Origin of the sequence: Stenotrophomonas sp. NRRL B-14846, from assembly GCF_050473585.1 — a bacterium.
Taxonomy (GTDB): domain Bacteria; phylum Pseudomonadota; class Gammaproteobacteria; order Xanthomonadales; family Xanthomonadaceae; genus Stenotrophomonas.
Genome location: NZ_JBFLUN010000022.1, coordinates 1,659,243 through 1,680,558, shown reverse-complemented (window position 1 = coordinate 1,680,558; position 21,316 = coordinate 1,659,243). Strand labels below are relative to the sequence as shown.

Sequence of the window (21,316 nt, the reverse complement as noted above, 5' to 3'; positions counted from 1 at the left end):
GCATGCCTTTCATGCGTGATCACCTGTCGGTGGAGCCGGCCCGCGTGGATGTGGAAGCACAGGCGGGCTGGCAGTTGCTGGAGTTCGGAGCGCCCTGGTGTGGACATTGCCAGGCGGCGCAACCTGCGCTGCAGGCATTCGTGGATGCCAACGATCTGGTGCACTGGAAGATCGAGGACGGCAAAGGGCGGCCACTGGGGCGTGCATTCAAGGTAAAGCTGTGGCCCACCGTGGTGCTGCTGCATGACGGGCAGGAAGTGGCGCGGGTGGTGCGGCCCGTGGACCGTGCCGACCTGGCAACGCTGCAGGCGGCGCTAGGGGGGTGAGCGCGGCCATGCGCGCGGTCAGCGCAAGGGGTAGAAAGGTTCGACCAGCTCGGTGCCGGTCGCCTCATCGCCCTTGAACGACAACTCGAAGGCGCCGCCCCACAGCGTTCCGGGATGGTCGAGCACCTGCATGGTTTCCATGCGCAGGGCCTGCATGCCGATCAGTGCGGCGGCCTCGTCGCGGGTCACCCACCGGTACGCCTTTTCCGCGCTCGTGGCGGGGGCCTGTCCGGCGCGCAGTTCGGCACGATAGTGCTGGCGGAACGACACTGCATCGTGCGCGGGGTCCGGCGGGTCTTCGTTGAAGCGATAGCTGTAAATCGCCGCCAGCTTCATCGGCGAAACCTGCAGGCCGAGATCTGCTGAAAGCTGCCGCAATGCCTCCTGGATGCTCTGCTTGCGGTTGGCCCGCACGGCGGGCGTCATCCAGCCGCTGCGGTTGTGCTCCAGCAGCAGGCGGCCCTGTTCGTCGGTGACCAGCAGGCGCAGGATGGTGTAGTCGTCCTGCGGGGGCCGTGCGGCGACGGGTGCCGCCGCGTGGGCGGCCAGTGCGGTACCGGACAGGCTTGCGATCACCAGCCATCGTGCAGCGCGGGCGCCCATGTGTGCTCTCCCAGGTGTGGGCGCAGGGTAGGGCGGGCCGGGGCACGCAGCAAGTGCCGCGTGAGGCGGCCGCGCGCTGGACCTGCAACCTGGGCCCAGCGGGGCTCGGCTGCAGGGCGACCTAGTGGTAGGTCACCTTTTCCGCGTCCTCGCGCAGCGCCCGCAGCAGACATCGCCCATGCTGGCTCAGCATGACCATCGCATTGGCGATCTGCCTGGGGTTGTAGCCCATCGGCGTGGGAGGCTTCGGCTCGGGGCCATACTGCTCGCCGATGAGGATGGCCATGCCTTCGGCACTGTTGAGGGCATGTTCGATGCGCTGGAACAGCGACTCCATGGCCGGGCTGAGCGGACGTTGGTTCATGCGGGAACTCCTTGGGAAGCGAGGGCCACCGCAAGGGTGGCGGGCGATGCGTGCTTGGAACTCCCGGAAGGAACAGAGAAAACCGGAGGGCCTGACGGCCACACGCAGCGCCCGCCGTAGTTACGACGAGCTATCTCTGTCCCTTCTTTTCGGGGGTTCCAATCCCGGCAGCGGGATGTCCGCTGCGGCGCCATCCTGGGCAGGCCATGGCGCTGCGCGCCAATTGATGGTTTGTTTCGTTCTCCACTGTTCCCAAGGCGTGGTCTTTCAGCGGTGCATGTATGGACATTCGTTGGCGCATAGGCACCGATCAGGAAGAGCGGAAGGGGAAGGCTAAGAGGTGATTCGGTGCGCGGCCATGCAATTACGTGCAATCCATCGTGCCGGTCCCGACGGCTGCACTGCAGCATGCGACACGGCAGGCCCGGTGCTAGGATCTGACTACCACCTGAATCGATCCAAATGCCGATGCCCACGTTGGACCGTCGTCTCCTGATCGCCTTCGCCGCCACCGCCATGCTCGCCTCCGGTGCGGCCCTGGCGGCCCCGCCGAAGTCCGCCGCAGAACGCGCCTATGCCGCGGTCGATCCCTTCATCGGAACCGGTGGCGAGGGCCATACCTACCCGGGTGCCACGGTGCCGTTCGGCATGGTCCAGCTCAGCCCGGACACACGCATCCAGCCGCGCGAGAAGGCCTATGGCTGGGCGGCCGGCTACCGCTACGACGACAGCAGCATCGTCGGCTTCTCGCATACGCATTTTTCCGGCACCGGGCATTCGGACCTCGGCGACATCCTGCTGATGCCGTTCACCGGCACTCCCGGCCTGGAGCGCGGTGATCCGGAAAAGCCGCGCAGCGGCTATGCATCGCGCTTCCGCCACGCTGACGAGAAGGCCGAGCCGGGCTACTACGCGGTCACCCTGGATGACTACAAGGTGCGTGCCGAACTGACCACCAGTAGCCGCGTGGGCGTGCATCGCTATGCCTTCCCCAAGGGCACCGACGCCAAGGTGCTGCTGGACATGCGCACCAGCATGTACGACTATCCGGGCAAGGTGCTGTGGTCGCGGGTGCGGGTGCGCGCCGACGGTACGGTGACCGGCTTCCGTGAGACGCGCGGCTGGGCGCCGGGCCGCCAGCTGTATTTCGCGATGCGTTTCTCGCGCCCGTTGGCCGGGCACGAGCTGCACAACACCGAGCAGGACATCGTCTACAAGGGCTTCCCCCCGCCGGGTGAGAAGGATCCCGCGCAGCGTGCGCAGATCGAAGGCCGCCAGCTGGTCGGTACCTTCGCATTCGGCAAGCTGGACGCACCACTGGTGGTCAAGGTGGCGATCTCGCCGGTCAGCGAAGCCGGTGCCATCGCCAACCTCGACGCGGAAGTGGCGGACTTCGATTTTGACCGTGTGCGTGCGCAGGCAAAGCAGGAATGGACGCAGGCGCTGTCGGTGCTCGATATCGATGCGCCGGAACATGCGCGGCGCAGCGCCTATACCGCGCTGTACCACACGATGCTGGGGCCGACGTTGTTCATGGATGCCGATGGCCAGTACCGCGGTTCGGACAACGCGGTGCACAAAGCCGATGGTTTCACGAACTATTCTACGTTCTCGCTGTGGGACACCTACCGTGCGTTGCACCCGTTGTTGACGCTGGTGCAGCCGGAGAAGCGCAACAGCGACTTCGTCAATTCGATGCTGGCCCACCATGAGCACAGCCCTTACGGCATGCTGCCCGTGTGGTCGTTCCATGGCCTGGAAGACTGGTGCATGATCGGCTACCACGCGGTGCCGGTGATCGCCGACGCCTACGTGAAGGGCATCCGCGGCTTCGACGCCGACAAGGCGCTGAAGGCAATGGTCGAGACTGCCAACTACGGCCCGTACGATGGCATCGCGCAGTACCGTGAGCTGGGCTACGTGCCGATCGACGAGGAAGGCGAAGCGGCCAGCAAGACGCTGGAATATGCCTTCGATGACTGGACCATCGCACGCATGGCGCAGGCCATGGGCAAGACCGATGTCGCGGCCACCTTCGACAAGCGCGCCGGCAACTGGCGCAATGCCTTCGACAAGGACACCGGCTTCATGCGTGCGCGCAAGCGTGATGGCAGTTTCCGCACGCCGTTCGATCCCAGTGCCAGTGGTTACGGCACCGACTACACCGAGGGCAACGCCTGGCAGTACTCATGGTACGTGCCGCAGGATGTGGCCGGCCTGGCGGCAGCGCACGGTGGCAGTGACAAGCTGCTCGCGCGCCTGGACGAGGTGTTCAACGCCAAGGTCGATCCGTCCATCTTCGAGCACATGGAAGACATCACCGGCCTGATCGGCTGGTATGCGCATGGCAACGAGCCCAGCCACCACGTGGCCTACCTGTATTCGTACGCGGGCCAGCCATGGCGCACGCAGGCGCGCCTGAAGCAGATCATGGACACCCAGTACGCCGACCGCCCCGATGGCCTGGCTGGCAATGATGACGTCGGCCAGATGTCGGCGTGGTATGTGTTTACTGCGCTGGGCTTCTACCCGGTGGCACCGGGTTCGGGCGAGTACATCCTGGGTCGCCCGTTCCTGCCGAAGACCGCGATGCGCCTGCCCAACGGCAAGACGTTCACCATCGTGGCCGAGGGGCTGGACGACAGGCACACCTACGTCGGCAGCGTGAGCCTCAACGGCAAGCCGCTGCAGCGCACCTTCCTGCGCCACGACGAGATCCTGGCCGGTGGTGAGCTGCGCTTCAGCATGCAGGCCGAGCCGAACAAGGACTGGCCGGGGCAGGGCGCGCAGGCGCCGTATTCGATGAGCCGATGATGATGGGTAGGTGCCAACCAAGGTTGGCATCTACCGGAATCCGCCGGCCGTGGGGCCTTTGGTAGGTGCCAACCTTGGTTGGCACGCCGGACGTCAGTGGGAGCGAAACCGCAACCCCACCCGCGCGCCACCGATCGGCGCGCCATCAATCACCAGCGCCGCACCATGCCGCTGCGCGATCTCGGCCACGATCGCCAGTCCCAGCCCGCAGCCATCGCCTTCACTGCTGGCCCGGTAAAAGCGTTCCGTGACGCGCGCGCGCTCGGCCTCGGCAATGCCGGTGCCGTCATCGTCCACCCACACCTGCACGCCCTCGGCATCCTGCTGTAGTCCCAGGGTGATCACACCAGGCACGGCACCGTAGCGCAGCGCATTGTCCAGCAGGTTGCCCAGCGCCTCGCGCAGCAGCTGCGGATTGCCCTGTACCTGCACGCCGTCGTCGGGTCCCTCGTAGCCCAGGTCCACGCCCGCCGCCAACGCACGGTCGGCGTAGCGCTCCACCACGCCTCGCGCCAGCGTGGCCAGGTCCAGCGGCTGCAGCGGCAGCGCGCTGCCATGCGGATCCTCGGAACGGCTGAGCATCAGCAGCTGGTTGACCAGGTGCTGCAGCCGCGCCAGCCCGGCCAGCGTGCCGGACAGCGCCAGCTGCTGCGCCTGCGGATCATGCTGGCGCAGCGAACTCTCCAGCTCCACCTGCATCGCCGCCAGCGGCGTGCGCAACTGGTGTGCGGCGTTGCTGACAAAGCGCCGTTGCGCGGCCTGCATGGCGTCCAGACGCTGCAGCAGCGCGTTGTAGGCTTCCACTGCTGGCCACAGTTCGCGTGGGGCTTCCTGCGCGGGCTCCAGTGGCGCCAGCGGGTCCGGGCGCGGGCTGGCCAAGCGCCGCGCCACCTGGTTGGCATGCCGTGCGGCGGCACCGGTACCCGACCAGGCCAACCATGCGGCCAGCGCCAGGATCGCGGCCTGGAACGGGATGCTGGTCAGCAGCAGCTTGCGTTCCAGGCGATGGCGCTTGCGCAGCGTTTCGGCCACGCGCAGCCGGATATCGTGGCCCGGCCCGGCACTGACCACCACTTCCACCATGCGCACGGCTTGCCCACGAAGGCGCGCATCGTAGTAGACGGCATCGTCATCACCTGCGGGGCCGGCCGCAGGGCGTGGCAGCGCTTCAGGCAGGTCGCCATACAGTCGCCCGCCGTCGGCATCCACCACCTCGCCATGTACTTCGTCGGCGGTATCCCAGGTGAACATGCGCGACACCGCCGGGGTGATCTCGATCGAGGCACGCCCGTCCTGCACCTTCACCAGCTCGGACAACGACATCGCCGAGTCCAGCAGCCAGCGATCGTAGACCTGGCCGGCGTAGAAGCGCGCCAGCGCGAACGAACCCACTGCGCTGCACAGCAGCAGTACCAGCAGCGGCAGCCACAGGCGGCGCAGCAGCAGGCCACGCAGGCTGTGCACGCGCTCAGTCACCGCCGGCCTCCAGCCGATAGCCCAGCCCACGCAGCATGCGGATGCCGACGCCGGCGCGCGCCTGTTCCAGCTTGCGGCGCAGGCGGCTGACATGCACTTCGATCACCGACAGGTTGGCCTCGTGATCCCAGCTGTACAGCGCGTCGAACAGGCGCTGCTTGGTGACGGTGCGGCCGGGGTGCTGCATCAGTGCCTCGACCAGCGACAGCTCGCGGGCGGTCAGTTCGATGCGCTGGCCGTCCACCTGCGCTTCATTGCGGATGCTGTCGAAGCACAGGCGGCCCAATCGCTTCTGCGCAGGTGCATCGCTGCGGCGGCGCGACAGTGCACGCAGGCGGGCTTCCAGCTCACCCAGTGCGAACGGCTTGGCCAGGTAATCATCGCCACCGCGGTCCAGGCCAAGAATGCGGTCCTCCACACCATCGCGTGCGGTCAGGATCAGCACCGGCAGGGTGACGCCTTCGTTGCGCAGGCGCGAGAGCAGGTCCAGGCCATCGACGTCGGGCAATGAAAGGTCGAGCACCATCACGTCATACGGCGCGCTGGCCAGTGCAGCCGGCGCGTGCAGCCCGCGCGAGAGGTGGTCGCACAGATGGCCGGCACCCTGCAGGGCGCGGATCAGTCCATCGGCCAGGGCGGCGTCGTCTTCGATCAGCAGGATTCGCATTGCAAGCTTCGTGCAAGGTTGGGGCAAGTTTGGCGCAAGTGCGTCACCTTACCGTGACGCGCATGAATTTCTCCCCTCGTCTTGCGGCCCTGCTGGCCGCCCTTTCGTGCGCGCCTGCGGCTTCGGCGCTGTCCCTGGCGGATGCGCAGCGTGCAATGGAAGCGCACAACCCGGACCTGCGCGCGGCGGCACTGGAGCTGCGCGGGGTGCAGGGCGATGCGCAGACAGCGGCACTGCGCCCGCCCACCGAGCTGTCGATCGGCACCAGCAAGATCAGCCCCAAGCACGGTATCGGCCCGGGGCGCTGGCAGGACAAGCGGGTGGACAGCACGTTGGGCCTGGGCTGGACCTGGGAGCGCGGCGGCAAGCGCGCATTGCGCATCCGCCAGGCGGACGCGCTGCTGGAAGTGGCCGGGCTGGACATGCTCGACACCCGGCGCCGCCAGCAGGTGGCACTGCATGAAGCCTATTTCGGCCTGAAGGGTGCGCAGGAGCGGGCGCAGATTGCCGACGCCAACCGCCAGAGTTCGGTCGAACAGATGGCGGCGGCCGACAAGCAGGTGGCCACCGGGGCGATGGCGCCGGTGGATCGCGCGCGGCTGGCGGTGGACGATCTGGCGGTGGCCGACGCGGCGCGCGAAGCGGCCCTGGATCTGCGCGACGCGCGGCATGCGCTGGGCCTGCTGCTCGGCAGCGATGACAGCCGCGACCTCAGCGCCGATGACCCCTGGCCGGATGCCAGCAGCGTGGCCGATGTGCGCGCGTTCGATCCGCAGCAACGCGCCGACCTGCGCGCGGCGCGCTCGCGCCTGGCTGCTGCCGATACCGGCGTGGCGCTGGCACGCAGCGAGCGCCATCGCGACATCCAGCTCGGCGTGGAAGCGGAGCGTGAGCCGACCGACATCAGTGGCGTCACCTGGGGCGTGTCGCTGACCATTCCGCTGGGAGGGCTGTCACGTGCACGCGGCGCGATCCAGCGTGCCGAGGCCGACCGTGACAGTGCCGCGCTGGAGCTGCAGGTGCTGCAGCGCGAAGCGCGCGCCGAACTGGACCAGCTGCAGGCCAGCGCGCAGTCCGCCGCACAGCGACGCAGCGATTACGAGGGGCTGCAGTCCGACGCTGCACGCAAGGCGGTGGAGGGCATCGAACTGGCCTATCGCCGTGGCGCCGCCAGCCTGACCGATCTGCTCGACGCGCGCCGCAGCTGGCGCGATTTCGAGGCCGCGCTGATCGAAGCGCGTGCCGACCATGCCATTGCCCTGGCGCGCTGGGAAGCGGCCACATCCGTTGCTGAAGGAGAGTCCCGATGAAGTCCACCGTCGCCCATCGCCCGCGGGCGCGACACGCCATGCTGCCGGCCTTGCTGGCGCTGGCCCTGCTGGGCGGCTGCGGTCGCGAGCCGGCGTCCTATGCCGAGGACGCGCCGCAGGTCAGTGCCGGCCAGATCCAGTTTCCCGCCGACAGCCGCCAGCTGGACGTGCTGCGCAGCGAGGCGGTGACCGCCGGCGCCAGCGCCAGCCTGCAGCTGCCGGGCCGGGTGGTCTGGGACGAGACGCGCTCCAGCGCGCTGCGCACGCCGCTGGCGGGGCAGGTGGCGCGCATCGAGGCGCAGCCGGGGCAGAAAGTGAAGGCCGGCCAGGTGATCGCCTGGATTACCTCGCCCGAGTTCGGCCAGGCGCAGGCGGAGGGCGTGCGTGGCCGCGCCGAGCTGCAGCAGGCGCGCAAGGAGCTGGACCGTACCCGTGAACTGCATGCCGCGGGTGTGGCGTCCGGCCGCGAGCTGGACGAGGCCGAGGCCAACTTCGCCGGCAGCCAGGCCGATCATGCGCGTGCGACCGCCTTCGCCAAGGCCTATGGCAATGGCCAGCACGTCGACCAGCGGCTGCCGCTGCGCGCACCCATCGATGGCGTGCTGGTGGAGCGGCGGATGAGCCCGGGCATGGCGGTCAGCCCCGACAGCGAACAGCCGCTGGCGGTGGTTGGCGATCCGGACCGATTGTGGTTGCTGCTGGATGTACCGGAGAGCCTGGCCGGGCGCCTGAAAGCGGGCATGCAGGTGAGCGTGCCCGGCGCCGATGGACAGCCGCTGCAGGCGGCCCTGCAGCACGTGGATGACTTCGTCGACAGCGAACGCCGGGTGGTGCAGGCGCGTGCCGAGCTGGACAACCGAGCACGGAGTTTCAAAGCGGGCCAGTACGTGCGTGCGCAGGTTGCATTGCCGGCCGAGGGCGGTGTCTCGCTGCCCGACGCAGCGGTGCTGCTGATTGATGGAAAGCAGGTGGTGTTCCTCGAAGAGGGCAAGGGCCGCTTCGTGCGCCACGCGGTGCACGCGGAGGAACTGGGTGATGGCCGCCTGTGGGTGCGTGAGGGCCTGGCGGTAGGCAGCAAGGTGGTGGTCGAAGGCGGCCTGCTGCTGCAGCAGCTGGTTGACAGTGCGCCGGCAGCGGCCAGCACCGGCACGGGGCATGCGGCCCCATGATCGATCGCCTGATTGCCTATTGCCTGCGCCAGCCGCTGATGGTGATGCTGGCGCTGCTGTTGTTCATCGGCGCTGGCATCGCCGCGTTCCGCGTGCTGCCGGTGGAGGCCTTCCCGGACGTCTCCGACACCCAGGTGACGGTGGTATCGCTGCATCCGGGCCGCGCGGCCGAAGAGGTGGAACGCGAAGTGACGATGCCGCTGGAAGTGGCGCTGTCCGGCATTCCGCATTCGGTGCGGGTGTTCTCGCATACGCAGTTCGGACTGTCGATGATCATCCTGACCTTCGACGACAAGGCTGATGACTATTTCGCACGCCAGCAGGTGCTGGAGCGCCTGCAGGGCGTGGAGCTGCCGGAAGGGGTGAGCCCGGAGCTGGAGGCGATGAGTTCGGCGGTGGGCGAGATCTACCGTTACGTGCTCAAGGGCCCGCACATGACACCGACCCAGCTGCGCACCGTGCAGGAATGGACGATGGAGCGCAGCCTGCGCACCGTGCCCGGCGTGGCCGATGTGATCAGCTTCGGTGGCTTCGCGCGCACCTTCCAGGTCAAGCCGGACCTGGACAAGCTGCGTGATCGCGGGATCAGCCTCGGTGAGTTCGCCGAGGCGCTGGAGAAGGGCAGCTCGAACGCCGGCGGCGGCTACGTGGAGCGCGGCCAGCAGCAGTTCCTGATCCGCGGCGTGGGCCTGATGCGTTCGCCGGCCGACATCGGCAACGTGGTGGTGGCGCAGCGCGGTGGCACGCCGATCCTGGTGCGCGACCTGGCCAGCATCGCCGATACCGGCCTGCCACGGCAGGGCCTGGTTGGCCAGGACGACAATGACGATGCGGTGTTCGGCATGGTGCTGATGCGCAAGGGCGAGAATCCGTCCGACGTGCTCGACGCCCTGCATGCGCGCATTGCCGAGATCCAGGCGAACCAGTTGCCGGCCGGGGTCAGCATCGAGCCGTTCTACGACCGCTCATGGCTGGTGTCGACCACGCTGAAGACCGTCTTCCGCAATCTGCTGGAAGGCGCGGTGCTGGTGTTCCTGGTGCTGTGGCTGTTCCTGTACAACGCCCGCGCCGCGCTGATCGTGGCGGCGATGATGCCGCTGGCGCTGCTGTCGACCTTCCTCGGCCTGCACCTGTGGGGCGTGCCGGCCAACCTGCTGTCGTTGGGCGCGATGGACTTCGGCATCATCATCGATGGCGCGGTGATCGTGACCGAGCACATCGTCTCGCGATTGTCGAAGCTGCCACCCACGGCTGATCGGAAGACGCGGTTCTCGACCATTCTTTCGGCCGCATCGGAAGTGGGCCGACCGACGTTCTTCTCGATGCTGATCATCATCGCCGCGCACATTCCGATCTTCACCCTGCAGCGCCAGGAAGGCCGCATGTTCGCGCCGATGGCGTACTCGGTGACCTCGGCGTTGATCGGTGCGTTGATCCTGGCGCTGACCGTGGTACCGCTGTTCTGCTACTGGTGGCTGCGGCGCGACCGCATGCGCGACGGCAACCCGCTGATGGACCGCCTGACCGGCTGGTACCGGCCGATCCTGGAGCGCGCACTGGCGCGCCCGCGTGTGGTGGTGCTGACCGCGGTCGCGCTGCTGGTCGGCACGCTGGCACTGGGTACCCGCCTGGGTTCGGAGTTCCTGCCCGAGCTGGATGAGGGATCGATCTGGCTGACCGCCACGCTCGATCCCAGCACCAGCCTGGCCGAAGCACAGCAGCAGTCGCGGCGCATCCGTGAGCTGGTCGGCACCTTCCCGCAGGTGTCGACGGTGGTGGCCAAGCTGGGGCGGCCGGAAGACGGCTCCGATGCCAAGGGCGCCAACCAGATCGAAGCACTGGTGGCGTTGAAGCCGGAGAAGGAATGGCCGAAGGGCGTGGACAAGCGGCAGCTGGTGAGCGACCTGCAGCGCACGCTTGAGCAGCGCATTCCGGGGCCGGAGTTCTCGATTTCGCAACCGGTGCGCGACAACATCCTGGAGAGCATCTCGCAGATCAAGGGCCAGGTGGTGATCAAGGTCAGTGGCTCGGATCTGGACGTGCTCAACCAGCACGCGCAGGCCATCCTGGGGCAGGTGCGTGGCGTGGAGGGCGTGGAGAGTGCCTTCATCGACCGCGACGGCTCCCTGCCGCAGCTGCAGATCGAGATCGACCGCGACCGCGCTGCACGCTATGGCCTGAACGTGCGCGACATCGACGAGGTGATCGAGACCGCACTGGGCGGGCGCCAGGTCGGCGAGCTGTGGGAGGGCGACCGCAAGTTCCCGATCACGTTGCGCCTGGACGACGCCGATCGTGACCTGCAGCGGCTGCGCACGGTGCCGGTGGGCATCGGCGATGGCCACACCGTGACGCTGTCCGACGTGGCCGACTTCCGCATGGCCAGCGGCGCGATCAACATCTCGCGCGAGAACGCACAGCGGGTGAAGGCGGTGAGCATCTTCATCGCCGGGCGTGACATGGGCAGCGTGGTGGCCGACATGCGCAAGCGCGTGGATGCCAGCGTGCAGCTGCCGGAAGGTTACCGGCTGGAATGGTCCGGTGAGTTCGAGAACCAGCAGCGTGCGATGAAGCGGCTGGGCTGGGTGATTCCGCTGTCGGTGCTGATCATCTTCGTGCTGCTGTTCGATGCCTTCAAGGACATCAGCAGCGCAGCACTGATCCTGGCCAACGTGCCACTGGCGATGATCGGCGGCATCCTGGCCCTGTGGCTGACCGGCATTCCGCTGTCGGTGTCGGCGGCCATCGGCTTCATTGCATTGTTCGGGCAGGCGGTGCTGAACGGCGTGGTGATGCTCAGTCGCTTCGCGCAGCTGCGCGAGAAGGGCATGGACCTGCTGCAGTCGGTGGTGCAGGGCTCGCTGCAGCGCCTGCGTACGGTGCTGATGACCGCGCTGCTGGCGATGTTCGGCCTGCTGCCGATGGCGACCTCGCATGCGATCGGTGCCGAGACCCAGAAGCCGCTGGCGGTGGTGGTGATCGGCGGCCTGCTGTCGGCGATGCTGCTGACCCTGCTGGTGTTGCCGACGCTGTACTACTGGGTGCACCGGCGCCGCGAGGCGCGGACGGGCTGACGGCGATATCCGGTTCTCCGCCCGGTAGATGCCAACCTTGGTTGGCAGACGGCGAATCGCCCACCAAGGTGGGCGACTACCGGTGTGCGATGGCCGCGAACTACACCATCCCGCCATTGGCGCGCAGCACCTGGCCATTGATCCACCGGCCATCGGCACCGGCCAGGAAGGCCACCGCGCCGGCGATGTCCTCCGGCGTACCCAGCCGTTCCAGGGGATTCATCTTCGCCAACCGCTCGATCAGCTCGGGTGACTTGCCGTCCAGGAAAAGATCGGTGGCGGTCGGGCCGGGCGCTACCGCGTTGACGGTGATGTTTCGCCCGCGCAGCTCCTTGCTGAGGATCGCGCCCATCGTCTCCACCGCCGCCTTGCTGGCCGCGTACACGCTGTAGTTCTCCAGCCGGATGCCGACCACGCTGGTGGACAGGCTGATCAGGCGGCCGCCGTCGCGCACCCGTCGCGCACTTTCACGCAGCACGTTGAAGGCGCCCTTCAGGTTGATCCCGATCACCCGTTCGAACAGGGCATCGTCGCTGTCGGCCAGCGGCGCCAGCTGCAGCACGCCGGCACTGTTGACCACCACGTCGATGCCGCCGAAACGGGCCTCGATGGCGTCGAACAGCTGGCGCACCGCCTGCGGGTCGGCCACATCGGCCTGCAGGGCAAGGGCGTGCGCGCCAGCGGCGTTGAGCTCGGCGGCCAATGCCTCGGCATCATCGCGGCGACCGGCATAGTTGATCACCACGGCATGGCCATCGGCGGCGAGGCGTCGGGAAATGGCGGCGCCGATGCCGCGGGAACCGCCGGTGACCAGGGCGACAGAGCGGGTGGGGGAGGGGGTCATGGTGGCGTCCAGCAGGCACGCCGGAATGGCGCAGGGCCATCTTCGTCATCTTTCCCATCCGGATAATCATGCATAATTCGCCAACATCATCCGGGCAGCCGAACAATGGACCGCTTCACGGCCATGCGCGCCTTCGTCCGTATCGTCGAGCGCCGCAGCTTCACCCGTGCCTCCGAGGACCTGGGCCTGCCGCGGGCCACGGTGACCGACGCGATCAAGGCGCTGGAACAGCGGCTGGGCGTGCGCCTGCTGCACCGGACCACGCGGCTGGTGGTACCCACCCTGGAAGGCGAGGCGTTCTATGGGCGTTGCCTGCGCCTGATCGCCGACATGGACGATGCCGAAGCCGCGTTCCGTGACGTGCCGCCGCGTGGCCTGCTGCGCATTGAAGTGCATGGCACGCTGGGCCGGCACCTGCTGTTTCCGCACCTGCCGGACTTCCTGCAGCGCTACCCGGAGATCGAACTGGAGGTCAGCGAGGGCGATCGCTACGTGGATCTGCTGCGCGAAGGCGTGGATGCGGCGCTGCGTGTCGGCACGCTGGCTGACAGCGATCTGGCGGCGCGACGGTTGACGCTGCTGAGCGAGGTCACCGTGGCTTCGCCAGGTTACGTGCAGGCACATGGCGTGCCCGGCACCATCGAATCGCTGGAGCAAGGCCACCGGATGGTCGGCTACCGCTCCAGTGCCACCGGCCAGCTGATTCCATTGGAGTTCCAGCAGGGCGCGCAGGTGCGCCATGTGCCGCTGCCGGTGAGCGTGCGTGTGTCCGGTGCGGATGCGTTCCTCGGCGCCGCGCTGGCGGGCCTGGGCATCATCCAGGCGCCGCGCTACCGGATGGACCCGTACATCGGAAGCGGACAGCTGGTTGAACTATTGCCGGACTCGCCGCCGACACCGAGCCCGTTGAGCCTGGTCTACCCGCGAAACCGTACGCCTTCGCCGCGGCTGCGGGTGTTCATTGATTGGGTGGCCGGGGTGTTCGACCAGATGAGGTAGTGCCGGCCGCTGGCCGGCAACTGCAACACGCTTGATGTGCCGGGGTTGCCGGCCAGCGGCCGGCACTACCGGGCGGCGACGGTCGGCAGCACCAGCTCGAACACGGTGCCGGTTTCATCGGAGGTCACGCTTACCGTTCCGCCATGCGCCTGTGCGATCGCGCGGGTGATCGCCAGGCCGAGTCCGGCGCCCTCGTGGCGGCCACGCTCGCCGCGATAGAAGCGATCGAACAGGCGTGGCAGTGCTTCTTCGGCAATCGGCGGGCCGATGTTGTGCACGCTGATCCTGCACAGATCACCGTCCTCGACCAGCCGCACCCGCACGTCGCTGCCCAGTGCCGCGTGCTTCAACGCGTTCGACAGCAGGTTGGCGATCGCCCGGTGCAGCATCAGCCGGTTGCCTTCGACACGCGCGGTGCCTTCGCGATGCAGGGTCAACTGCCGGTCTTCGGCCAGCAGGTCATAGAACTCCAACAGCGAATCCACCACCGCGTCCAGCGCCACCGGCTCGCGCGAAGGCAGCGCGCCCGGTGCTTCGGCCTGCGCCAGGTACAGCAGGTCACCCACGGTCTGCGCCAGCTGCTGCAGCTCCTCGGCACAGGACACCAGCGTCTCGCGATAGGCCTCGTTGCTGCGCGGGTGCGCCAGCACCACCTGCACCTGGGTCAGCATGTTGGTGATCGGGGTGCGCAGTTCATGGGCCAGGTCACCGGAGAACCCGGTCAGCCGCGCGAAGTCCTGCTGCAACCGTGCCAGCATGCCGTTGAGGGTCTGCGCCAGCTGTTCCAGTTCGGCCGGTGCACTGCGCGCGCTCAGGCGCCGCTGCAACCGGCCGGCGGTGATCTGCCGGGCTTCATCGGCCAGCGTGCGCAGTGGCCGCAGTGTTCGCCGCACCACATAGCCACCGAGCAGGCTGCTGGCCACGGCGGCACCGATGATCGCGATCGCCAGCAGGTGGCGGAAGCGCTGCAGGAAGTCGGCATGGCGGTCGTCGTCGATGGCCAGCAGGGTCACCAGCTGGCTGCCATCGGCCAGGGTCAGGCGCAGGTGCAGGGCATGCATGCAGCGGCCATCGGCAAGGATCCAGTCGTGCCGCCGTGGCTCAGCGTCGATCGGCTGGCTGCGAGCATGCTCGCGCAGCAGTGCCGGTGCGGTGGAGAACAGCACCGCACCGCTCCCATCAGCAATGTGGAAAGCGATATCCGGATGGTGGCCCAGCGCCTCGGCCAAGCGCTGCCCGCGCGCGGATGCAGGCCCATTGCCGGCGAGGTCACGGATCAGCGCGACCTTGTTTTCCAGTTCGATGAAATCCTGGGCGACCAGGTCGTGGCGGGCGCTGACATAGATCGCCACGCCCAGCACGGCCAGCACCAGCGTGGCGACGGTGGCGAACAGCAGCGTCAGCCGTACCGCGATGGAGCGGCGCAGGTTCATCCGCCGTGCGCTGCGCCGTCGTCCGGCGCCTCCAGCACGTAGCCCATGCCGCGCACGGTGACGATCAGCCTGGCGTCGAAGCCATCATCGATCTTGGCGCGCAGGCGGCGGATCGCCACGTCGATCACGTTGGTGTCGCTGTCGAAGTTCATGTCCCACACCTGCGAGGCGATCAACGAGCGCGGCAGCACCTCGCCACGGCGTCGCGCCAGCAGTTCCAGCAGGGTGTATTCCTTCGGGCTGAGGGTGATGCGCTGCCCGGCGCGTTCGACCCGGCGGCGCAGGGTGTCCACCACCAGGTCGGCGATGACGATGCGCTCGGCCTGCGGCAGCGCCTGACCCCGACGCAGCAGGGTACGCACGCGCGCCAGCAGCTCGGCGAAGGCGAACGGCTTGCCCAGGTAGTCGTCGGCGCCCAGCTCCAGGCCCTGCACGCGGTCGGCAATGCTGCTGCGCGCGGTGAGGAACAGCACCGGCACCTGCCAGCCGGCTTCGCGCAGCCGCGACAGCACGTTCCAGCCATCCAGGCCGGGCAGCATCACGTCGAGGATGACCAGCTGGTACTCGCCACTGCCGGCCAGGTGCAGCCCGTCGACGCCGTTGCAGGCGAGATCGACCACGTAGCCGGCTTCGATCAGGCCCTGGCGCAGGTAGTTGCCGGTCTTGGGTTCGTCTTCGACGATCAGCAGTTTCATGATGCGCCCATCATCGCAGCTTGCGTGCAGGCCGGCTGCCCAGGCTCACGCCAACGGGTCCAGCGTACCGAGCACCGCCACGCAGGCCAGCACCAGCAGCGCCAGCACCGACTCGCAGGCCAGGCTGTGGCGCAGGGAGCGCAGCGGCCGCGGTTGCCAGCCGCCGCGGATGGAGGTGGCCAGCGCCGGCACCAGCCGCCAGCGATGCAGTGCCGCCAGCCCCAGCATGCCGCCCACCAGCGCCAGCTTGAACAGCAACCATCGACCATGCGCGGTGCCGGTCAGGGTCTGCAGGGAGCCGCCGAGATCGACATAGGTATAGGTGCCGGTCATCGCCAGCGTGGCGACGATGATCGTTCCGGGCAGGGCGAAGCGGTGCGCGGCCTGCCACAGTTCATGGGTGCGTTCGCGCAGGCGCAGGCCCTGCGGACGCAGCGCCAGCTGCAGGATGGCGGCAATTGCGCCGATCCATGCGCCGGCGGCCAGCAGATGCACGATGCCGGCCGCCAGCCGCAAGGTACCGCCGAACCCATCGCCTGCAGCGGCATGCCCATTCCAGGACAGGCTGGCCAGGGCCGTGCCGGAAAGCACCAGCAGGGCCACGCGGCGCAGGCCCCGAAGCGGCGCGGCGAATGCCAGCAGCGGCAGCGTCGCCAGCAGCGCCAGGAGGCGCAGCAGGCCCGCTTCACCTACCGGCGTACCGGTAAGGAACCAGCGCGCCATGCCGAGGTCGATGTCGGCCGGCGACAGACCGAGCACGCTGGACAACCGGGTCACGGCATCGGTGACCCCCACCAGCAACGCGATCAGCGCGAGCGCCAGCAGGACGCGACGCGGCAGCGCGGGGCGGGCGAACAGGATCCGCCCGAACAGCAGCATCAGCACCAGGTACAACGCCAGCCGCAGCGCGTACGGCGAGAGCTCGGCCACGACCGTCGCCCTACTTCACGGTGAAGCGGTAGCTGCCGGTGATCGGATGGCTGTCCTGGCCGACCGCGCGCCACTGCAGTGCGTAGTTGCCTGCCGGCAGCGGCTTGGCGAAGCGGGCACGCAGGGTGTGCCCGTCTTCGGAGATGTCCTGCGCGGTGGTGGGCATGGCCATCTTCATGCGGCCATGGTCCATGCTCAGTTCGATGCGGGTGGCGCGCGGCATCACCTTTTCACTGAACTGCAGCTCGATCTGGCTGGCCGGAGCCACGCTGGCGTCGGCGGCCGGCGTCGAGCGCACCAGGCTGGGATGGGCCAGGGCCAGCGGTGCAACCGCGAGGCTGGACAGCAGAAGGATGAGCGACGCGGGGCGGAACAGGGAACGGGTCATGCGCAGGCACCGGCAGGGAAGTGGCCCTCAGGGTGGAGGGCGGCGCCTTTCGCTGCCCTGACCCGTACATTACCGATCTGTAATGTTCGGCCCACTAACAAGGTGGTGCCGGCCGCTGGCCGGCATCACAGCGCGTGCAGCGGCCCCTGCATGCGATGGAAACTGCCATCGGTGGCTGTGAACCAGGCCAGCGAACGCCCGCCCACGAAGTCGTCGACATGCACGACCGTAGCGCCATCGGCTTCCTGCCACGAAATCGCATAGACCCCTTCGCTGATCCGCTGCCATTCACAGGCGGCTTCGCCCTGCGCACCGGCATAGGCGCCAGAGACGATGGCGTACTGCACGAGGCGGCCATCGGCGCTGTAGACATTGTCGGCGACCAGGCCGTCATAGCTGACGCGGAAGCGGCGGCCGGCGAACATGGGAAGGTCAGTGACGGTGTTCATCGGATCGCCACCGGGTTGATGTTGACCTGGGTCGAGCCGACGTACAGCGGCTGGCCGAGCACGAACAGGAACTCCCAGGCCCTGTCGCGCACCAGCGCGCGGCTGTCGATCAGCTCCAGGTTGTAGATGCCGCGCTTGGCCAGCATGTACTGGTTGATCGGGAACTCCTCGGCACCGTTCGGGTTCGGGTAGACCTCCGAGGCCCAGGTGTCGCCACCGAAGGCGACGATGCCCTGGTCGGCCAGCCACTTCGCGGCCTCCATGCCGATACCCGGTTCCACTTCCAGGAACTGTTTGTCGTCCTTGCCGATCAGTTCCAGCCAGCCGGTGTTGAACAGCACCACGTCGCCCTTGCGCAGGCTCAGGCCCTGCTTCTTCAGCACGGCCTGGATGTCGGCCACGGTGAACTCGGTGCCGCCGGGTACGATCGCCTTGCCGTAGTACGCGGTCATGTCCAGCACGACGCCGCGGGTGACCATTGGCGGCACCTTCTCGACGCCGAGCTTGCGCACGCCGTCCACGGTGACGAAGTCGGCGGCCTTGTTGCCGTTGTAGTAGACGTTGTCGATGCCGATATGGCCGATGCCGTTGAGCTGGGTGCCAACGCCGGTCCAGGCGTTGACCAGTTCATCGTTGAAGGTGAACTTGTTGGGGCCCAGCGACTTGCCGGCCTGCTGGCCGACCTGCACGTTGTACAGGCGGAAGCTGCGGTGGCGGAACGCAGGCAGGCTCTTGTCCACCGGCACCGCCAGCGGATAGGTCTTGCCGGTCCTGACCAGCGATACCGCGTGCTTGACCACGTCCGCGGTCAGCAGGTTGGCCGCGCCGATCTCGTCGTTGGCGCCGTAGGCAGAGGGATACCAGTCCTCGGCAGTGGCCTGGAAGGACAGCGGCAGGGTGGCCAGCGCAAGCGCGGCCAGGGTCTTCATCTTCATGGCAAAGCTCCGGCAACTGTCAGGCCGCCGCGGGGGCGGCAAGCGGGGCATGCGACGCGGCGGCGCCGGCATGGGCCGGGAAGTGCGGCAGCACGTACTCGGCGATTTCGTGGAAGGTCTCGGCCAACGGCCGTTCGTTGCGGCGGAACTGCAGGCCGATGTGGTCGACACCAGCCGCCTGCATGGCGTGCAGCTCGGCCAGCAGCGCGTTGCGGCCGCCGCGCAGGCCGAAGCGCCAGCGCTGCAGGGGGGCATTGGCATCGGCCACCAGGTCCAGGTGGATGAAGCTGGCATAGGCCTTCTTGCCGGCCACGGCGCGCCAGGCCGCCACGCGTTGCGCATGGTCCTGTGGCGTGCCCGGGTAGGCCAGGCAACCGTCCATGTGCTGGCCGATCCACACCGGTTGCTGCTGGGCCAGGCCGGCTACGAACAACGGCAGGGCCGGGCCATCCGCGGGCAGCACGTCCAAGCCCTGCGGCAGGTGCGCGGCGGCGCCTTCGCGCAGCAGTGCGATCTGCTCGCGGAAGCGGCTGCCACGCGTGTCGAAGTCGCGGCCGAACAGCGGGTACTCCACCGGCCGGTCGCCACTGGCTACGCCCAGCAGCAGGCGGTCGCCGCTGAGCCGCTGCACGCTGCGCGCCGACTTCAGGGTCAGCAACGGCTCACGGATCGGCAGCACCACCGCACCGGTGCCCAGCAGGATGTTCTCGGTGATCCCGGCCAGGTAGCCGAGGTAACTGAATACCTCGAACACCTGCGCCGCATCGCCGAAGGCCGGGTCGTACACCGGCACGTCGCGTACCCAGAGCGCACGGAAGCCGAGGCGGTCGACCAACCGTGCCAGTTCCGCATGGCGCTGCAGGTCCGGTTCGCCGGGCAGGCGTCGCGCGGCGCGTCGTGCCTGTTCGCCCAGCGGCGTCCAGTCATTGTCCAGCGGTGCTTCGATGCCGACGCTGAAACCACCGGCCTGCAACCGCGCCAACGCACCGCCCATGGCGAGGCTCCTCAGTCCCAGGCCGGGGCCAGGCCCGGCGGATCGACTTCGCGGCCGTTGCGGTCAAGCGCAGCGATCGCGGCCATGTCATCGGCATCCAGGTGCAGGTCCTGGGCGAGCAGGTTGCTGGCCAGGTTCTCGCGCTTGGTCGAGGACGGGATGACCGAGTAACCCAGTTGCAGTGCCCACGCCAGCGCGACCTGGGCCACGGTGGCCTGGTGCTTGCCGGCGATGGCGGCCAGCACCGGATCCTTCAGCACCTTGCCGTAGGCCAGGGTCATGTAGGAGGTGACGGTGATGCCCTGGTCCTGCAGGAAAGCGGTCAGTGCCGGGTTCTGCAGGTAGGGGCTCAGTTCGATCTGGTTGGTGGCGATCTCGCCAGCGCCGACCACCTCGATGGCCTGCCGGGTCAGCGCGATGTTGAAGTTGGACACACCGATCTGGCGGGTCAGGCCCAGCTGCTTGGCTTCGGCCAGCGCAGTCATGTACTCGCGCAGTTCAACGCCATTGCCCGGCGCCGGCCAGTGGATCAGCAGCAGGTCCACATGGTCGGTGCGCAGCTTGGCCAGGCTGTCGCGCAGGCTCGGGATCAGTTTGTCGGCGGCGTAATTGTCCACCCAGATCTTGGTGGTCAGGAACAGCTGGTCGCGCGGCACGCCGGATTCGGCGATGGCCTGGCCGACTTCGGCTTCGTTGCCGTAGATCTGCGCGGTGTCGATCGCACGGTAGCCCAGCTCGAGGGCGTTGCGCACCGAGTCGATGACGGTCTGGCCGGTCAGGCGGAAAGTGCCGACGCCAAAGGAAGGAACGCTCATGGTGGACTCCAGGGACTTCGTTGAGAGCCGGTGGGCTCGGGACAGGGCGAAGTGTGGGCGCTTTACATTTGTTGATTAAGCTGTGTATACGGGAAATGCTTTTGCGCCGAGGTAAACAATGAAAACCACCCTGGATGAGCTGAAGGCCTTCGTTGCGGTGGTCGACAGTGGCTCGATCACCGCAGCGGCCGAAGGGCTGGAGCTGACCATCTCGGCCACCAGCCGCACCCTGGCGCGGCTGGAGGACAAGCTGCAGACCACGCTGCTGCGGCGGACCACGCGGCGGCTGGAACTGACCGAGGAAGGCGCGGCGTTCCTGGAGTACGCGCGCACGATCCTGGCCACGGTCGACGAGGCCGAGGAACAGATGGCCGCGCGACGCCTGCAACCGGTCGGGCGCCTGCGCGTGGACGCGGCCACGCCGTTCATGCTGCACGTGATCGTGCCGCTGCTGGAAGGCTTCCGCGCGCGCTACCCGCAGGTGGAGCTGGAGCTGAATTCCAATGAGGGCATCACCGACCTGATCGAGAAACGCACCGACGTGGCGTTCCGCATCGGCGTGCTGCGCGATTCCACCCTGCATGCACGGCCGATCGGCCACAGCCGCATCCGCGTCGTGGCCAGCCCCGAGTACCTGCGCCGGCACGGCACGCCGACGCGCGTGGAGCAGCTGCGCACGCATGACCTGCTCGGCTTCACCCAGCCCAGTTCATTGAACGAGTGGCCGCTGCTCGATGACGATGGTGGGCCGTTCGTGATCGAGCCGGCAATCGCTTCGTCCAGCGGCGAGACGCTGCGGCAGATGGCGGTGGCCGGGCTGGGCATCGCCTGCCTGTCCGATTTCCTGACCCGACAGGACCGGCGTGAGGGCCGACTGGTGCAGCTGTTCGCCAGGCAGACGCAGGACGTGCGGCAGCCGATCAACGCGGTGTACTACCGCAACACCGCGCTGGCTGCGCGCATCACCTGCTTCGTCGACCACGTGACGCAGACACTGGGGCAGCGCCCGTTCGACGAGTGAGGGCCCGGCG

At 68.0% G+C, this 21,316-nt stretch carries 20 protein-coding genes; 7 read left to right on the top strand and 13 right to left on the bottom strand.

The features are described 5' to 3' along the window. The first annotated feature begins 2 nt into the window (after positions 1–2). Complete coding sequence (locus tag AB1281_RS09990) at positions 3–326, top strand: thioredoxin family protein (RefSeq protein ID WP_430344918.1); 324 nt, start codon at positions 3–5, stop codon at positions 324–326. An 18-nt stretch (positions 327–344) separates the two neighbouring features. On the opposite strand, the gene AB1281_RS09985 is transcribed toward AB1281_RS09990, so the two are convergent. Continuing rightward, the gene (locus AB1281_RS09985) at positions 345–929 is read right to left on the bottom strand and encodes an NUDIX hydrolase (protein WP_430345780.1); all 585 of its coding nucleotides are present in this window, start codon (positions 927–929) and stop codon (positions 345–347) included. Between the two features lie 121 nt (positions 930–1,050). Beyond that, positions 1,051–1,293, bottom strand: coding sequence for a hypothetical protein (locus AB1281_RS09980; RefSeq protein ID WP_430345779.1), 243 nt, complete (start codon positions 1,291–1,293; stop codon positions 1,051–1,053). 462 nt (positions 1,294–1,755) lie between these two features. On the opposite strand from AB1281_RS09980, the gene AB1281_RS09975 reads away from it, so the two are divergent. After that, positions 1,756–4,107, top strand: a complete 2,352-nt coding sequence (locus AB1281_RS09975) for a GH92 family glycosyl hydrolase (protein ID WP_430345778.1) — start codon at positions 1,756–1,758, stop codon at positions 4,105–4,107. 93 nt (positions 4,108–4,200) lie between these two features. Here AB1281_RS09975 and AB1281_RS09970 read toward each other — a convergent pair whose 3' ends face one another. Continuing rightward, positions 4,201–5,583 carry a sensor histidine kinase gene (locus AB1281_RS09970; RefSeq protein WP_430345777.1) on the bottom strand — a complete coding sequence of 461 codons (1,383 nt, stop codon included), beginning with the start codon at positions 5,581–5,583 and terminating at the stop codon, positions 4,201–4,203. Next, positions 5,576–6,250 (bottom strand): response regulator, encoded by a 675-nt coding sequence (locus AB1281_RS09965; RefSeq protein WP_430345776.1) that lies wholly within the window; start codon positions 6,248–6,250, stop codon positions 5,576–5,578. The genes AB1281_RS09970 and AB1281_RS09965 overlap by 8 nt, the downstream gene beginning before the upstream one ends. Positions 6,251–6,312: 62 nt before the next feature. On the opposite strand from AB1281_RS09965, the gene AB1281_RS09960 reads away from it, so the two are divergent. Genes AB1281_RS09960 through AB1281_RS09950 form a run of 3 tightly spaced genes read left to right on the top strand, consistent with a single transcriptional unit; the run spans position 6,313 to position 11,803 of the window. Continuing rightward, entirely contained in the window at positions 6,313–7,560 is a 1,248-nt protein-coding gene (locus AB1281_RS09960; protein WP_430345775.1) for a TolC family protein, read from the top strand. Continuing rightward, complete coding sequence (locus AB1281_RS09955; RefSeq protein WP_430345774.1) at positions 7,557–8,729, top strand: efflux RND transporter periplasmic adaptor subunit; 1,173 nt, start codon at positions 7,557–7,559, stop codon at positions 8,727–8,729. The genes AB1281_RS09960 and AB1281_RS09955 overlap by 4 nt, the downstream gene beginning before the upstream one ends. Further along, positions 8,726–11,803 carry an efflux RND transporter permease subunit gene (locus AB1281_RS09950; RefSeq protein ID WP_430345773.1) on the top strand — a complete coding sequence of 1,026 codons (3,078 nt, stop codon included), beginning with the start codon at positions 8,726–8,728 and terminating at the stop codon, positions 11,801–11,803. The genes AB1281_RS09955 and AB1281_RS09950 overlap by 4 nt, the downstream gene beginning before the upstream one ends. Positions 11,804–11,903: 100 nt before the next feature. Here the strand turns inward: AB1281_RS09950 and AB1281_RS09945 are convergent, their stop codons facing one another. Beyond that, positions 11,904–12,647 (bottom strand): SDR family oxidoreductase, encoded by a 744-nt coding sequence (locus AB1281_RS09945; protein WP_430345772.1) that lies wholly within the window; start codon positions 12,645–12,647, stop codon positions 11,904–11,906. A 105-nt stretch (positions 12,648–12,752) separates the two neighbouring features. On the opposite strand from AB1281_RS09945, the gene AB1281_RS09940 reads away from it, so the two are divergent. Then, the gene (locus tag AB1281_RS09940) at positions 12,753–13,646 is read left to right on the top strand and encodes a LysR family transcriptional regulator (protein ID WP_430345771.1); all 894 of its coding nucleotides are present in this window, start codon (positions 12,753–12,755) and stop codon (positions 13,644–13,646) included. A gap of 65 nt (positions 13,647–13,711) precedes the next feature. Here AB1281_RS09940 and AB1281_RS09935 read toward each other — a convergent pair whose 3' ends face one another. The 8 genes from AB1281_RS09935 to dkgB all read right to left on the bottom strand — a co-directional run bounded on the left by AB1281_RS09935 (position 13,712) and on the right by dkgB (position 20,285). Beyond that, a complete protein-coding gene (locus AB1281_RS09935; RefSeq protein WP_430345770.1) occupies positions 13,712–15,079 on the bottom strand; it encodes a heavy metal sensor histidine kinase in 1,368 nt (455 codons plus the stop codon). Beyond that, on the bottom strand, positions 15,076–15,774 hold the full coding sequence (locus AB1281_RS09930) for a heavy metal response regulator transcription factor (RefSeq protein ID WP_014037364.1): 699 nt from the start codon (positions 15,772–15,774) through the stop codon (positions 15,076–15,078). Before AB1281_RS09930 ends, AB1281_RS09935 begins: the two co-directional genes overlap by 4 nt. A 45-nt stretch (positions 15,775–15,819) precedes the next feature. Continuing rightward, entirely contained in the window at positions 15,820–16,704 is an 885-nt protein-coding gene (gene copD / locus AB1281_RS09925; RefSeq protein WP_430345769.1) for a copper homeostasis membrane protein CopD, read from the bottom strand. 10 nt (positions 16,705–16,714) lie between these two features. Beyond that, the gene (gene copC / locus AB1281_RS09920; protein WP_014037362.1) at positions 16,715–17,092 is read right to left on the bottom strand and encodes a copper homeostasis periplasmic binding protein CopC; all 378 of its coding nucleotides are present in this window, start codon (positions 17,090–17,092) and stop codon (positions 16,715–16,717) included. A gap of 125 nt (positions 17,093–17,217) precedes the next feature. Beyond that, positions 17,218–17,541, bottom strand: a complete 324-nt coding sequence (locus AB1281_RS09915; RefSeq protein ID WP_430345768.1) for a MoaF-related domain-containing protein — start codon at positions 17,539–17,541, stop codon at positions 17,218–17,220. After that, on the bottom strand, positions 17,538–18,476 hold the full coding sequence (locus AB1281_RS09910) for a cyclase family protein (protein ID WP_430345767.1): 939 nt from the start codon (positions 18,474–18,476) through the stop codon (positions 17,538–17,540). Before AB1281_RS09910 ends, AB1281_RS09915 begins: the two co-directional genes overlap by 4 nt. 19 nt (positions 18,477–18,495) lie before the next feature. Continuing rightward, entirely contained in the window at positions 18,496–19,470 is a 975-nt protein-coding gene (locus AB1281_RS09905; protein ID WP_430345766.1) for a TIGR03571 family LLM class oxidoreductase, read from the bottom strand. Positions 19,471–19,481: 11 nt separating this feature from the next. After that, complete coding sequence (dkgB, locus tag AB1281_RS09900) at positions 19,482–20,285, bottom strand: 2,5-didehydrogluconate reductase DkgB (RefSeq protein WP_430345765.1); 804 nt, start codon at positions 20,283–20,285, stop codon at positions 19,482–19,484. A gap of 118 nt (positions 20,286–20,403) precedes the next feature. Here dkgB and AB1281_RS09895 point away from each other — a divergent pair, with 118 nt between their 5' ends. Then, positions 20,404–21,306, top strand: a complete 903-nt coding sequence (locus tag AB1281_RS09895) for a LysR family transcriptional regulator (RefSeq protein WP_014037360.1) — start codon at positions 20,404–20,406, stop codon at positions 21,304–21,306. Positions 21,307–21,316: the final 10 nt, after the last annotated feature.

What these genes read in the sequence shown, in the direction of transcription:
- AB1281_RS09980 (WP_430345779.1), bottom strand. Translation starts at nt 1,293, where the DNA reads ATGAACCAACGTCCGCTCAGCCCGGCCATGGAGTCGCTGTTCCAGCGC.
- AB1281_RS09990 (WP_430344918.1), top strand. Translation starts at nt 3, where the DNA reads ATGCCTTTCATGCGTGATCACCTGTCGGTGGAGCCGGCCCGCGTGGAT.
- copC (WP_014037362.1), bottom strand. Translation starts at nt 17,092, where the DNA reads ATGACCCGTTCCCTGTTCCGCCCCGCGTCGCTCATCCTTCTGCTGTCC.
- AB1281_RS09960 (WP_430345775.1), top strand. Translation starts at nt 6,313, where the DNA reads ATGAATTTCTCCCCTCGTCTTGCGGCCCTGCTGGCCGCCCTTTCGTGC.
- AB1281_RS09935 (WP_430345770.1), bottom strand. Translation starts at nt 15,079, where the DNA reads ATGAACCTGCGCCGCTCCATCGCGGTACGGCTGACGCTGCTGTTCGCC.
- AB1281_RS09910 (WP_430345767.1), bottom strand. Translation starts at nt 18,476, where the DNA reads ATGAAGATGAAGACCCTGGCCGCGCTTGCGCTGGCCACCCTGCCGCTG.
- AB1281_RS09965 (WP_430345776.1), bottom strand. Translation starts at nt 6,250, where the DNA reads ATGCGAATCCTGCTGATCGAAGACGACGCCGCCCTGGCCGATGGACTG.
- AB1281_RS09955 (WP_430345774.1), top strand. Translation starts at nt 7,557, where the DNA reads ATGAAGTCCACCGTCGCCCATCGCCCGCGGGCGCGACACGCCATGCTG.
- AB1281_RS09895 (WP_014037360.1), top strand. Translation starts at nt 20,404, where the DNA reads ATGAAAACCACCCTGGATGAGCTGAAGGCCTTCGTTGCGGTGGTCGAC.
- AB1281_RS09975 (WP_430345778.1), top strand. Translation starts at nt 1,756, where the DNA reads ATGCCGATGCCCACGTTGGACCGTCGTCTCCTGATCGCCTTCGCCGCC.
- AB1281_RS09930 (WP_014037364.1), bottom strand. Translation starts at nt 15,774, where the DNA reads ATGAAACTGCTGATCGTCGAAGACGAACCCAAGACCGGCAACTACCTG.
- AB1281_RS09915 (WP_430345768.1), bottom strand. Translation starts at nt 17,541, where the DNA reads ATGAACACCGTCACTGACCTTCCCATGTTCGCCGGCCGCCGCTTCCGC.
- AB1281_RS09945 (WP_430345772.1), bottom strand. Translation starts at nt 12,647, where the DNA reads ATGACCCCCTCCCCCACCCGCTCTGTCGCCCTGGTCACCGGCGGTTCC.
- AB1281_RS09905 (WP_430345766.1), bottom strand. Translation starts at nt 19,470, where the DNA reads ATGGGCGGTGCGTTGGCGCGGTTGCAGGCCGGTGGTTTCAGCGTCGGC.
- AB1281_RS09940 (WP_430345771.1), top strand. Translation starts at nt 12,753, where the DNA reads ATGGACCGCTTCACGGCCATGCGCGCCTTCGTCCGTATCGTCGAGCGC.
- AB1281_RS09985 (WP_430345780.1), bottom strand. Translation starts at nt 929, where the DNA reads ATGGGCGCCCGCGCTGCACGATGGCTGGTGATCGCAAGCCTGTCCGGT.
- AB1281_RS09950 (WP_430345773.1), top strand. Translation starts at nt 8,726, where the DNA reads ATGATCGATCGCCTGATTGCCTATTGCCTGCGCCAGCCGCTGATGGTG.
- dkgB (WP_430345765.1), bottom strand. Translation starts at nt 20,285, where the DNA reads ATGAGCGTTCCTTCCTTTGGCGTCGGCACTTTCCGCCTGACCGGCCAG.